This is a genomic window from Sphingopyxis sp. BSN-002, from assembly GCF_022024275.1.
Taxonomy (GTDB): domain Bacteria; phylum Pseudomonadota; class Alphaproteobacteria; order Sphingomonadales; family Sphingomonadaceae; genus Sphingopyxis.
In genome coordinates, this window is record NZ_CP091804.1 from 461,161 (window position 1) to 474,011 (window position 12,851).

The 12,851-nt window shown below is 64.2% G+C and carries 12 protein-coding genes; 5 read left to right on the forward strand and 7 right to left on the reverse strand.

Annotation, left to right across the window (positions count from 1 at the left end; translation table 11 throughout):
* The first annotated feature begins 56 nt into the window (after positions 1 to 56).
* A complete protein-coding gene (locus L7H23_RS02440; protein WP_237837776.1) occupies positions 57 to 842 on the forward strand; it encodes an SDR family oxidoreductase in 786 nt (261 codons plus the stop codon).
* Between the two features lie 6 nt (positions 843 to 848).
* Here L7H23_RS02440 and L7H23_RS02445 read toward each other — a convergent pair whose 3' ends face one another.
* From L7H23_RS02445 to pgi, 3 genes are all read right to left on the reverse strand, one after another.
* Positions 849 to 1,865, reverse strand: a complete 1,017-nt coding sequence (locus L7H23_RS02445; RefSeq protein WP_237837777.1) for an aldehyde reductase — start codon at positions 1,863 to 1,865, stop codon at positions 849 to 851.
* 60 nt (positions 1,866 to 1,925) lie between these two features.
* Positions 1,926 to 3,272 carry a glutathione-disulfide reductase gene (gene gor / locus L7H23_RS02450; protein ID WP_237837778.1) on the reverse strand — a complete coding sequence of 449 codons (1,347 nt, stop codon included), beginning with the start codon at positions 3,270 to 3,272 and terminating at the stop codon, positions 1,926 to 1,928.
* A 92-nt stretch (positions 3,273 to 3,364) separates the two neighbouring features.
* Positions 3,365 to 4,870, reverse strand: a complete 1,506-nt coding sequence (gene pgi / locus L7H23_RS02455) for a glucose-6-phosphate isomerase (protein WP_237837779.1) — start codon at positions 4,868 to 4,870, stop codon at positions 3,365 to 3,367.
* Positions 4,871 to 4,984: 114 nt separating this feature from the next.
* Here pgi and lepB point away from each other — a divergent pair, with 114 nt between their 5' ends.
* The 4 genes from lepB to L7H23_RS02475 are packed head-to-tail and all read left to right on the forward strand — an operon-like array spanning position 4,985 to position 7,937.
* The gene (lepB, locus tag L7H23_RS02460; RefSeq protein ID WP_237839312.1) at positions 4,985 to 5,917 is read left to right on the forward strand and encodes a signal peptidase I; all 933 of its coding nucleotides are present in this window, start codon (positions 4,985 to 4,987) and stop codon (positions 5,915 to 5,917) included.
* Positions 5,914 to 6,597: a ribonuclease III gene (gene rnc / locus L7H23_RS02465; RefSeq protein WP_237837780.1), complete on the forward strand. Its 684-nt coding sequence runs from the start codon at positions 5,914 to 5,916 to the stop codon at positions 6,595 to 6,597. Before lepB ends, rnc begins: the two co-directional genes overlap by 4 nt.
* Positions 6,594 to 7,487: a GTPase Era gene (gene era, locus L7H23_RS02470; RefSeq protein WP_237837781.1), complete on the forward strand. Its 894-nt coding sequence runs from the start codon at positions 6,594 to 6,596 to the stop codon at positions 7,485 to 7,487. Before rnc ends, era begins: the two co-directional genes overlap by 4 nt.
* A 9-nt stretch (positions 7,488 to 7,496) precedes the next feature.
* Positions 7,497 to 7,937 (forward strand): hypothetical protein, encoded by a 441-nt coding sequence (locus L7H23_RS02475; RefSeq protein WP_237837782.1) that lies wholly within the window; start codon positions 7,497 to 7,499, stop codon positions 7,935 to 7,937.
* Positions 7,938 to 7,941: 4 nt separating this feature from the next.
* Here L7H23_RS02475 and L7H23_RS02480 read toward each other — a convergent pair whose 3' ends face one another.
* From L7H23_RS02480 to L7H23_RS02495, 4 genes are all read right to left on the reverse strand, one after another.
* Positions 7,942 to 9,063 (reverse strand): lipase family protein, encoded by a 1,122-nt coding sequence (locus tag L7H23_RS02480; protein WP_237837783.1) that lies wholly within the window; start codon positions 9,061 to 9,063, stop codon positions 7,942 to 7,944.
* A gap of 65 nt (positions 9,064 to 9,128) precedes the next feature.
* Positions 9,129 to 9,506 (reverse strand): hypothetical protein, encoded by a 378-nt coding sequence (locus L7H23_RS02485; protein ID WP_237837784.1) that lies wholly within the window; start codon positions 9,504 to 9,506, stop codon positions 9,129 to 9,131.
* A 25-nt stretch (positions 9,507 to 9,531) separates the two neighbouring features.
* Positions 9,532 to 12,069 carry a type I DNA topoisomerase gene (gene topA / locus L7H23_RS02490; protein WP_237837785.1) on the reverse strand — a complete coding sequence of 846 codons (2,538 nt, stop codon included), beginning with the start codon at positions 12,067 to 12,069 and terminating at the stop codon, positions 9,532 to 9,534.
* 66 nt (positions 12,070 to 12,135) lie between these two features.
* Positions 12,136 to 12,807 carry a hypothetical protein gene (locus L7H23_RS02495; RefSeq protein ID WP_237837786.1) on the reverse strand — a complete coding sequence of 224 codons (672 nt, stop codon included), beginning with the start codon at positions 12,805 to 12,807 and terminating at the stop codon, positions 12,136 to 12,138.
* Positions 12,808 to 12,851: the final 44 nt, after the last annotated feature.

Sequence of the window (12,851 nt, forward strand, 5' to 3'; positions counted from 1 at the left end):
CGGAACGCTATCTTCGGCGCATCGAACAAGAACCAAAGCGTGAAAGGAATTCACTCATGGACCTGAAACTGAAGGGCAAGACCGCCATCGTCACCGGATCGACCGCCGGCATCGGCTTTGCGATCGCCAAGCGCCTCGCCGAAGAAGGCGTCGACGTCGTTATCACGGGACGCAATCAGGCGAAGCTCGACGAAGCCGCCGCCGAGCTGTCGCAGTCGGGTAAAATCCGGGCCGTGCTCGCCGATCCGGCGACGGCCGAGGGCGCCGAAGCGCTGATCGCGGCGGTTCCCGCAACCGACATTCTCGTCAACAACCTCGGCATCTATGAAGCCAAGGACTTCGCCGACATCAGCGACGCCGACTGGCACCATATTTTCGAGGTCAATGTCGTCAGCGGTGCGCGGCTGTCGCGGCACTATTTCCCGAAGATGCTCGAAAACAACTGGGGCCGCGTGATCTTCATCGCGAGCGAAAGCGGCCTGCTGCCGCCCGCCGAGATGATCCACTACGGCATGACGAAGACCGCACAGCTCACCATCGCACGCGGGCTCGCCGAGCAGACCAAGGGCACGGGTGTCACCGTCAACACCGTGCTCCCCGGACCGACCCGCTCCGAAGGCATCGTCGACTTCATCAAGTCGGTGGTCTCGAACCCCGACGCGTCCGAAGCCGAGCGTGAAAAGACCTTCTTCGAAGAGCTGCGCCCGTTGTCGCTGATCCGCCGCCTGATCGAGGCCGATGAGATCGGGGCGATGGTGACCTATCTGGCGAGCCCGCTCGCCGCGGTCACCAACGGCGCCGCGATCCGCGCCGAAGGCGGGATCGTTCCGACGATCGCGTAAGCGGGTTCAGACCTTCACAATGCCACGTTCGAGGAGGCTGTGCGCCGTAGCGAGCACAGCCTCTTCGGGCGTGTGCATCGTCCAGCCGAGCGTTTTCATCGCATGGCTGCTGTCGCCGCCGCGGACATTGCCGAGTTCGGCGACGAGCTGCTTGAGCTCGGGGCGGAACAGCGCGAAGATCTTGAGCACCCAGTCGGGCATCTTCTTCGTCGGCACCTTCTTCGCCTGATCGCCAAGGTTCGCGCGTAGGATATCCGCGACCTCGATCATCTTCAGGAACGGCCCCGAGCAGACATAACGCTCGTCGCGGATCCCCGGCGCGGTCAGCGCGCGATAGTGGAGATCGGCGACGTCGCGCACGTCGATCGTCCCGAAACCGATGTCGGGACACATCGGCACCTTGCCCTCCAGCAACTGCTTCACCACCTCGATCGACGTCGACAGATCGTCGCTGAGCAACGGCCCGAACACTGCAGCCGGATTGACCGACGCAAACTCGATCTCGGGCGCCTCGGCCTTTGCCCAGTCGCGCGCGGCGCGTTCGGCGACAGTCTTCGAGCGCGGATAGGGCATGACGGCCGGGTTATCGAGATTGCTCCAGTCGGCCTCGTTATAGAGGTCGCGCGCCTTGCCATGACCATAGGCGATCGCCGCCATCGACGAGGTCAGGACAAAGCGCTTCACGCCCGCCGTTTTCGCGAAACGCAGCGCGCGCAACGCGCCTTCGCGCGCCGGGATCACCAGATCGTCGGCATGTTTCGGCACGTCGAGCGGAAAGGGTGATGCGACATGCGCGACATGACTGCATCCCGCCATCGCCTCGGCCCAGCCCGCGTCATTTTCCAGATCGGCGGCGAAGAAATGCAGCTTGCTGTTGTCGACCTGCAGCCAGACGCGAACTTCGTCCTCGCGCTTCAGGCTGCGCACCGTGGTGTTCACCGCCCAGCCGTTTGCGATCAGCTGCCGGATCAGGAAGCCCGCGATATAACCGCTGCCTCCGGTGACCAATACCGTACCCGTCATGCGCCCCTCCCCTCCTGTTATGGATAAGAAGATAGCGCATGAAGGTTGCAGGCCGAAACCTTATTTCAGGAGGACGAGTTCCTCGGCCATGCTCGGGTGCAGCGCGACCGTCGCGTCGAAATCGGCCTTGGTCAGCCCGGCCTTCACCGCGATCGCGGCCGCCTGCAGGATTTCGGGCGCGTCGGGGCCGATCATGTGCAGCCCGACCACCTGATCGGTCGCGGCATTGACGACCATCTTGTAGAGCGCACGCTCGTTACGGCCGGCGAGGACATTCTTCATCGCGCGAAAATCGCTGGTGTAGATGCGCACCGATCCCAGCTTGTTGCGCGCTTCGGCCTCGGTCATCCCGACCGCGCCGATCGGCGGATGGCTGAACACCGCACTCGGGACGTTCTGGTAATCGACGACGGTAGGCTTGCCGCCGAACACGCTGTCGGCAAAGGCCTGACCTTCGCGGATCGCGACGGGGGTGAGCTGGATGCGGTTGGTGACATCACCGACGGCATAGATGCTCGGCACCGACGACTGGTTCGTCTCGTCGACCTTGATCGCACCCTGTTCGTCGAGTTCGACGCCGACCTCTTCGAGGCCGATGCCCTTGGTGTTCGGCACGCGGCCCGTCGCCATCAGCACCGCGTCGACGATGAAGGGATCGCAATTTTCCAAATGGACAGTCAGCGTGCCGTCGTCATTTTTCTCGATCGACCGGAACGGCACGTTGAACTTGAAATGGATGCCCTTGGTCATCGAGATTTGGAGCAGCCGGTCGCGGATCTGCTCGTCATAGCCGCGCAGGATCGTGTCGCCGCGGTTGACGATCGTCACCTGGCTGCCGAATTCGTTGAAGATGCCCGCGAACTCGTTCGCGATATAGCCGCCGCCGGCAATCATGATCCGCTTCGGCAGTGTTTCCAGATGAAAGACCTCGTTCGAGGTGATCGCATGTTCGCTGCCCGGAAAGTCGGGAACGTGCGGCCAGCCGCCGGTGGCGATCAGGATGCGCCCGGCGGTCAGCTCGGTCCCGTCGGCGAGGCGCACTTTCTGCGGTCCCACGATCGTCGCGCGCGTCCTGAAGACCGTGACCTTGTGGTTGTCGAGCGTCTGGCCATAGAGGCCTTCCAGCCGGTCGACCTCGGCCAGCACATTGTCGCGCAGCACATTCCAGTCGAAACGGCACTCGGGCACATCCCAGCCAAACTTGCGCGCGTCATGGATATCCTCGGCGAAATGCGCGCCGTACACGAGCAGCTTCTTGGGCACGCAGCCGCGGATCACGCAGGTGCCGCCGACCCGATACTCCTCGGCCACCGCGACGCGCGCGCCGTGCGAAGCCGCGATACGCGACGCGCGTACGCCCCCCGAACCCGCACCGATGACGAAAAGATCGTAGTCGAACTCGCTCATGAACAACCCTAGCTATGGACAGACCGCAATTCGCAGCGGCCGCCTATGTGGTTACGCCGCGGCGGCTTGCCAATCGAATTTTGCGTTTACGCTTATTCGCCGAGAGCCGCCTGCATCAGCGCCTGCGTCGCGGCGTCGAACTCGACCGTTCCTTCGGCAAGGCCCTTCGCCATTTCCTTGCCCAGCTCGACCCCGAACTGGTCGAACGGGTTGATGCCGAGCAGCACGGCATTGGCGAAGACGCGATGCTCGTAAAAGGCGATCAGCGCTCCCAGGCTGCGCGGCGTGACCTGGTCGAGCAGGATCGTCGTCGACGGGCGGTTGCCGGGATAGGCGCGCGCACCGTTTTCGCTGGCCCGTCCCGTCATCAGCGCCGCGCCCTGCGCGATGCAGTTGGCCACGAGCGTCTCGTGATGCGCGTCGTCGAGCAGATGGTCGGGTTCGCGCGCGACGACGAACTCGACCGGGGTCAGGTGCGTGCCCTGATGAAGCAGCTGGAATACCGCATGCTGAGCATCGGTGCCGACGCCGCCCCAGGTGATCGGCGCGGTCTGTTGCGCCAGAGTTTTGCCCTCGAAAGTCACAGATTTGCCGTTCGATTCCATTTCGAGCTGCTGCAGGTAGGACGGCAGCAACCGCAACCGTTCGTCGTATGCAAATACCGCGCGCGTCTGGCAGCCTAGGCGGTTGGCATAGATCTGGTCGGCAAAGGCCGCGAGCAGGCAGATGTTGTCGGCGCCGTCGGCAAGGCGGAAATGGCGGTCGACCTCGGCGGCGCCTTCGAGCAGGTCAGCGAAGGCATCCCAACCGAGTGCAAGCGCAGCGGGGAAACCGATCGACGACCACAGCGAATAGCGCCCCCCGACGGTCTCGCTGAACGGCAGGATGCGCGTCTCGTCGATCCCCCACTCGATGGCGCGTTCGGGCATTGCAGTCAGCGCGATGAAACGGCCCACCGGATCGGCAACGCCTCCGTCTTCAAGCCACTGCATGGCGGACGCGGCGTTGAGCAGCGTCTCGGTCGTCGTGAAAGTTTTCGATGCCACCGCAACCAGCGTGTAGGCAGGATCGAATTTCGCAAAAGCCTCGTCGAGCGCGGCGCCGTCGACGTTCGATACAACAGCGACGTCATAGCGGCCGCTATGCCGTCCAAGCGCATCGACGAGCAGGTCGGGGCCGAGAGCCGATCCGCCGATGCCGATGTGCAGAAGGTGCCGGATTTCCCCGAACGCGCCCGCCTCGATCGCGTCGACCATCATGCGCATCCGCTGGTGCAGGGCCCGCGCGACATGGACGGATTCGGGGCTGCCCTCGCCGCGCTCGGCGCTATGTTCGGCGGCGCGGCCTTCGGTCGGGTTGGCGATGCCGCCCGCAAAGAGCGTCTTGCGCCGGCCAACAAAGTCCTGCGCCGCCGCGAGATCGTTCAGGATGGCGATCGAAGCTTCGTCGAGATGCGTCTTGGCGAAATCGAAACGGATGTCGGCGACGTTGCGCACCAGCGCCTGCAGTCGCGCTTCGGGGTCCGCGGCGACCAGATCGGTCAGTTTGCGCGGCTGCCAGTCGGCAAGTGCCTGCCAGGCCTGATCGACGGTCGTCATCTCGCGAACTCCTTGTCTGTGGGCCCTCGCCTCTACCCCTGCGAACGGCGCCGCGCCAGCGTCATCCGCCGATATTTGCTTGACGTGCAGACCTATTCGTCGCCAATGCGCGACATGACCGACGCCAGCATTACCGCCGATAATTCGCCCGCGACCGAACCCGGCCAGACCACGCCCGAACCTGCGCCCCTCTCGGCCAAGGAAGAGGCGGTCGACACGATCCGCTTCCTCGCGCTGCTCGCGATCGCGGTGCTGGTCTTTCGCAGCTTCTTTCTGTCGCCCTTCAACATTCCGTCGGAATCGATGCAGCCGCGCCTGCTGATCGGCGACTATCTGCTCGTGAACAAGATGGCGTACGGCTATTCGAAGTACAGCCTGCCATTCAGCGTGCCGCTGATCCCGGGCCGCATTTTCGCGCGCACGCCCGAGCGCGGCGACGTTGTCGTGTTCAAGGCGCCGCCGGTCAACGACAACGACTATATCAAGCGCGTCATCGGCCTGCCCGGCGACACGATCCAGGTGAAGGACGGCATCGTCTGGTTGAACGGCAAGCCGCTGAAGCGCGAACCGATGGCAGACTTCGTCATTCCCGTGACCGAGAATATGCTTGAAGCGGCACGCGAGGAGCTGCGCAAGAATGGCCTACCCGTTCCCAGTGACGATAACGAACTGAATACCTGCTTTGACAAGATGTTCGAAGACCGGTCTTTCGACGGCGAGCGCCTTTGCCGCTACAAGCGCTTCCGGGAAACGCTGCCGAGCGGCAAGAGCTACGAGATTCTCGACATCACAACGATATCCCAGGACAATACCGATCCGGTCACGGTGCCTGCAGGTCACCTGTTCCTGATGGGCGACAACCGCGACCGCAGCGCCGACAGCCGTTTCCCGGCGATCGAAAACCAGGGCATCGGCCTCGTCCCGGAAGAAAATCTTGTCGGCCACGCCATGGTTTCGATGTTTTCGACCGACGGCTCGGCAAGCTGGATCAACCCGATCAGCTGGTTCACGGCGGCGCGGTGGAGCCGCATCGGGGACGGCTTTTGAACGACCGCGTTTCCGCGGAGACGATCGCAGCCATCACCGGCGCCGTACCCCGCGACCTTGGCCTCTATCATGAGGCGTTGACGCATGGCAGCAGCGGCGCGGGCGACTATCAGCGGCTCGAGTTTCTCGGCGACCGCGTGCTCGGTCTCGTCATCGCGTCCGAACTGTTCCGCCGCTTTCCGAAGGCAGCCGAAGGCGAGCTGTCGTCGCGCCTGCATGCCCTTGCCTCGGGTGAGACCTGCGCGCGGATCGCGCAAGGCATCGACCTCAACGCGCATGTCCGGTTCGGCAGCCAGGCGATCGGCGACGGCGGCCGGCACAGCGACAATATCGCCGCCGACGTGCTCGAGGCGCTGATCGGCGCGCTCTGGCTAGACCTCGGCGAAGAGGCCGCGCGTGCGTTCATCGTCGCCAAGTGGGGCGCGATGATAGAGGGCCAGGTCGCCGCACCGAAGCACCCAAAGGCCGCGCTTCAGGAATGGGCGCTTGCCCGCAAGCGCAAACCGCCTGAATATCGCCTCGTTCGCCGTGAGGGCCCCGACCATGCACCGCGCTTTCTTGTCGCGGTCGCGGTCGGCAAGCTCGCGGAGGCCGAGGGCGAAGGCGCCTCGAAGCAAGCCGCAGAAAAGGCGGCGGCGGCGGCGCTGCTCGAACGACTGATACAGGATGAAATGAAATGACCCAGCGCTGCGGTTTCGTGGCCGTGGTCGGCGCGCCGAATGCCGGCAAATCGACCCTCGTCAACGCGCTCGTCGGCCAGAAGGTCGCGATCGTCAGTCCGAAGGCGCAGACGACACGCACCCGCCTGATGGGCGTCGCGATGGACGGCGATACGCAGATCGTGCTGATCGACACCCCGGGCATCTTCGCGCCCACCCGCCGCCTCGACCGCGCAATGGTTGCGGCGGCGTGGAGCAGCCTCGAGGAGGCCGAGGCGATCCTCGTCATGGTCGATGCCGCCGCCAAGCTGACAGGCCGCGTCGAGCGCGTCCTCGAAGGAATCGCCAACCGCCCCGAGAAGAAATATCTGATCCTGAACAAGGTCGACCTGACCAAGAAGGACAAGCTGCTGACGATCGCGACCGAGCTCAATGCGAAGGTCACGTTCGACGAGACCTATTTCATCTCGGCGAGCAGCGGCGACGGGGTCGCAGAGCTCAAGGCCAATCTCGCCGCGCTGATGCCCGAAGGGCCGTGGCATTTCCCCGAGGACGAGGTCAGCGACGCGCCCGAACGCATGCTTGCGGCCGAAATCACGCGCGAACAGCTCTATCGCCAGCTCCACGAGGAACTGCCCTATCAGTCGACGGTCGAGACCGAGCTGTTCAAGACCCGCCCCGACGGCAGCGCCGAAATCCACCAGCAGATCTTCGTCGCGCGCGACACCCAGCGCGCGATCGTGCTCGGCAAGGGCGGCGCGCGCATCAAGGAAATCGGCGCACGCGCCCGCGCCGAACTCACCGAGCTGATGGGCCGCAAGGTTCATCTGTTCCTGCACGTCAAGGTCAAGGAAGACTGGGACGAAGACCGCGGGGTCTATCGCGACATGGGGCTCGACTGGGTCGATTGAGGGGGAGAAATGGGACGTCCGGTATCGATCATCAACTTCGAGCGTAGCTTCTGGGCTTCTATCCTGATTGGTGTCGTCAGCACCGTCTTGCAATGGAGCATGATGAGAGAGTTGGTCGAAAAAGATCCCGTCCTGTCGCAGTCGGCCGACGCCGCCGTGATCGGAATCGGCTTTGCCGTTGCACTCTCTTTCGCTTTCGGCGGATTGCTTTGGTATCTGATCTCGCGCCGGGCAAGCAACGTCGCGAAATGGATTTATGTCGTGCTCATGGGATTCGGCATCGTGTCGTCCTTCACCACCATGAACGACCCATTGTCGCCGAAAGGTCTCGCATTCGCGCTATCACTTGCCGGTGCCGGGCTGACGGCGCTTTCGATCTACTTTCTGTTTCGTAAGGATGCCCGCGCTTGGTTCGCGGGCAAGAATGTGGATCCACGGATCTTCGAGTGAGGATCTAAATCCGCCGGCAATCGTTCGGCGGCGCATTCCCGTCGAAGCGCGCGGTGATCCAGCCGATCGTTTCCTGCGCGCTGTCCTTTGCGCTGGCGCCGTGATCGCCGGTGAGGTCGATCCAGCGGGTCGGCGTCCCGCGCTTGCAGACCGCTTTCGCGAACTTGCGCGTCACGGCGGCGGCGACGATCGTGTCCTTGCTACTCTGCGCGATCAGCAGCGGCCCCGGAACGCGCGCGGGATCGACGCTGTTGGCCCGCTCGAACGACGCAAAGGGCTCGATCTTCGCGATGTCCTTGTTCTTCGTCGCGCGGGCGACAGTAAGGATACCGAGGATGGTGCCCAGCTTCGGCTTCTTGTTGAAGCTGACGCAATTATTCTCGGACAACCGGCGAATGATGCCCTGGTTGGTACGGTTTGCGATCGGATCGAGCGAAAATCCGTAGAGCGTCGACCAGCTATGAAGCGCAAAGGACAGGAGCAGCGCGCGCGCATTCTTGTCGCTTCCCTGGGCCAGGTTGGCAGCGAGATCGGTCGGAGGCGCCGCTGCGGCGGTGGCGACGAGCGTCAGGTCGGGCGCATGGCTGCGCGCCGAAATCGCGGTCCACAGCGCGGCGTGACCGCCCTGCGATTCACCCCAGACGGCAAAGCTGCTTCCAGCGGCTGCCCCCGGAATCTCACGCGTCGCCCGTACCGCGTCGAGCACCGCATTCGCGGTGTCGGCTCCGACGAGAAACGGATGCATGGTCGGGCTGCCCAGGCCGATATAATCGGGCGCGACCACGACATAGCCGCTGCGCACCGCATCCATCCCGGCGCTATAGTCAAAGAAGTTCGGGCTCAGCGACGGCGCACACTTTTCCGCGACACCCCACGCGCCATGTGTCCACGCAATGACGCGGCGCGGACGCGGCGGGATCGCCTCCATTGGCGCCGCAACGATACCGGTGACCGCAAGGCGCTGCCCATTCCCGTTGGTCGTCCAATATTGTACGCGCCAAGCCTGGACGCCGGGCGGCGCATCCTGCATCGGCTGCGCCGAAATCAGGTATCGCGGCGGCTGAGCGGAAGCGGGGGTCGCGACAATGGCGAGGAACGTGAGTACGGCGGCAAACAAGCGGCGCATCGAAATACCTCCCGATGCGCCCAGGCTAACATGGACGCGTCCAAAGGAAAATCGCTTTGCTGCGGCTATTGTCCGGCGCCGGCGGCCTTCCAGTTGTCGCGGTTGCACGACGGCGGGACATCCTTGACCGAATAGGATTGCAGCCGATCGGTCCGGCAGGTGACCGCTGGCAATGCATAGGTGGCATAGCTTGGTGGCGCCTTCGGCAGGCTGCATTTATTGTCGCGCATCATGGCCAGCAGCATCTGGGCGCGCAGGAGAGCATTGGTCTCGCGCTGCTCGCGCAGCGTCGCCCGCGGCGCGCTGTTGTCTGCAACCCCCTCGGCATAGTCGGCGGCAAGGTCCATTTCGATGCCGCGCCACTGACGCGCAAGCACCCTGCAGCTGTCCTCCGCACCGACGGCCGGCGCCGCCTGCAACAGCATCAAAACCGGAAACAACATCTCGATCCTCCCCCCGAAATTGCTCCTATTCCTTAGCGACCTTCTTTTTGGCCGGCGCCTTTTTGGCGGCGGCCTTTTTGGCTGGCGCCTTCTTCTTGCCCTTGGCCGGCCCCTTGGCGGCGCGGGCGTCGATCAGTGCGATCGCTTCCTCTTCCGTCAGCGCGTCGGGCTCGACCGTCTTCGGCAGGGTCGCATTGGTCGTGCCGTCGGTGACATAGGGGCCAAAGCGTCCAGCCATCAACTTCATCTCGCCGCCGCTCGTCGGATGCGCACCGAAGGTCTTGAGCGGTTCGGCCTTGGCGCGTGCGCCGCGTCCACCGCCGTTCGCGGCATCGGCGATCCGCGCGACCGCGGCGTTCATGCCGATGTCGAAGATTTCGGCGGTGCCGGTGAGCTTCGCATATTTGCCATCGTGGAGCAGATAGGGACCATAGCGCCCCAGCCCCGCCATGATGACCTTTCCGCTCTCGGGATGCGTTCCGACCTCGCGCGGCAGGCTCAGCAACCGCAGCGCATAATCGAGGTCGAAATCCTCGGCCGGAATGTCCTTCGGGATCGACGAGCGCTTCGCCTCCTTGCCGTCGCCGAGCTGGATGTAGGGGCCGAAGCGCCCGCTGCGCTTCGACACTTCCAGCCCGCTTTCGGGGTCGGTACCCATCACCTCGGGGCCGGTGTCGCCACCGTCGGGCCCGCCCGGCTGTGCGAATTTGCGCGTGAACTTGCAGTCGGGATAGTTGCTGCACGCGATGAACGGCCCGAACTTGCCGCCGCGCAGCGCCAAACGGCCGGTCCCGCAATTGGGGCAGAGGCGCGGGTCGCTGCCGTCGCCCTTGTCCGGGAACAGATAAGGCCCGAGGAACTCGTCGAGAGCGGCGGTGATCTCCGACGGCTTCTGCTCCATCACTTCGCCGGTGCGCGGCTTGAAATCGCGCCAGAAGCGTTCGAGCACCGCCTGCCACTGCGCGCGGCCGCCCGACACGTCGTCGAGCTCTTCTTCGAGCCCGGCAGTGAAATCATATTCGACGTAGCGATTGAAGAAGCGTTCGAGGAACGCGGTCAACAGACGCCCGCTCTCTTCGGGAATGAAACGATTCTTCTCGACGCGCACATAGGCGCGGTCCTTCAGCACCTGCAGGATCGCGGCATAGGTCGACGGGCGCCCGATGCCGAGCTCTTCCATCTTCTTGACGAGGCTGGCTTCCGAATAGCGCGGCGGCGGCTGCGTCTCGTGCTTCTCGACCTCGACGCCGGTCTTCGCGGGCGCATCGCCCTTGTCCATCGCGGGCAGCAGGCGCGCATCCTCATCCTCCGCGTCGTCGCGGCCTTCGTCATAGAGCGCCAGGAAGCCGGGGAACTTCACGACCTGACCGGTCGCGCGCAGCACCGTCTTGCCGGTGCCATCGCTGAGGTCCACGCTGGTGCGTTCGAGCCGCGCCGACGCCATCTGGCTTGCGAGCGCGCGCTTCCAGATCAGTTCGTACAGGCGCGCGTGATCTCCGCCGCCAACCTTGTCTTTCGAAAAGTCGGTGGGACGGATCGCTTCGTGCGCTTCCTGCGCATTCTTCGCCTTGGTCTGATACTGGCGCGGCTGGTCGGGGACATAGCCGCCGTCGTAGCGATCGGCGATTGCCTTGCGCGCCGCGCTGATCGCGCTGCCGTCCATCTGGACGCCGTCGGTACGCATGTAGGTGATCGCGCCGTCCTCATAGAGGTCCTGCGCCACGCGCATCGTGTGGCTTGCCGAGAAGCCGAGTTTGCGCGCGGCCTCCTGCTGCAAGGTCGAGGTCGTGAAGGGAGGCGGCGGGTTGCGGGTGAGCGGCTTGGTCTCGACGGTATCGACGGTGAAGTGGCCCGCCTGCACATCGGCTTCGGCGGCGCGCGCATCGGCCTCGGTGCCGATCGACAGCCGTTCGATCTTGTCGCCACGCCAGCGCGACAGCCGCGCCTTGAACGGCGTGCCGGCCATCTCGAACAGCCCGGTCACCGACCAATATTGCTGCGCAACAAAGGCCTCGATCTCGCGCTCGCGCTCGACGATCATGCGCAGCGTCACCGACTGGACGCGGCCCGCCGATTTGGCGCCGGGCAGCTTGCGCCACAGCACGGGCGACAGGGTGAAGCCGACCAGATAGTCGAGCGCACGGCGCGCGCGGTAGGCGTCGATCAGGTCGGTATCGAGCTCGCGCGGATGCGCCATCGCATCGGTGACCGCCTGCTTGGTGATCGCGTTGAAGGTCACGCGGTCGACCGCCTGCGGCAGCGCCTTTTTCTGACGCAGCAGTTCCTGCACATGCCAGCTGATCGCCTCGCCCTCGCGATCGGGGTCGGTCGCGAGGATCAGACGGTCGGCCGACTTGGCCGCATCCTGGATGTCCTTCATCCGCTTCGCCTTGTCGGGATACATCTGCCACTGCATCGCGAAGCTGTCGTCGGGATCGACCGATCCATCCTTGGGTGGGAGGTCGCGGACGTGGCCATAGCTGGCCAGCACCTTAAAATCGCGACCGAGATATTTCTCGATCGTCTTCGCCTTGGCGGGCGATTCCACAATTACCAACTGCATGAAAAACTCGTTCCCCGGAAACTCTCTACGTACGTACGCGCGAGGGTGGCGCGGCTGACGCGATCGTCAACCGAAAATTTCGGCGGTCGTCGACTGCCGCTTTCCGAACGCCAGAAATAATGTGGTGGCGGCCGCGACGCCGAACAACCACCCCGCCTGCGACAGTGCGTTGGAGAGCAGCAACCAGAGAAAGACCGTGTCATCATCGGGGAGCCTGACGAACTCGGTCGCCGCAAGCGGAACCATCTGCCATACGAAAGCCAGCACCGCGATCATGGCGCAGCTAAGCCAATATCGCTCGGTCCGCGCCCAGCTGGCCGAGAGCGCTTCTGAAACGGCGCTGTCCTCCGCGAGCAGGATCGGGACGGCGAGGTACCAGCGCGCCGCGAAATAGATGCCCGGCAGGATCAGCAGGAGCAGGCCAAAGCCGACGCCGAGACCGAAGAGCAGGCCGACGCCGAACACACCGGCAATGCGCGACTTGGCCGATTGGGGCAAAGGGACGGAGGCAAGGCGCAGAATCGTCAGCGTCGTCCACGCCTGCAGAAAGAGATTCACCGCGATCAAGGCGAACTGCACGGCGATGAACCAGTCGGGATACCTTATGACTACCGCGTCATAGGCGACGCCCGTGGCGATCAATATGCCATAGATGATTGCGAACGTCGGCATATCGGCCCGAAACCACGCGAACGTATCGCGCGCGACCGGAGCGGCGTATCCCGCATCGAACTGCATGTGAAACCTCTCCCCACGACCCCTTGTCGGTCGGAAGGGTGGCC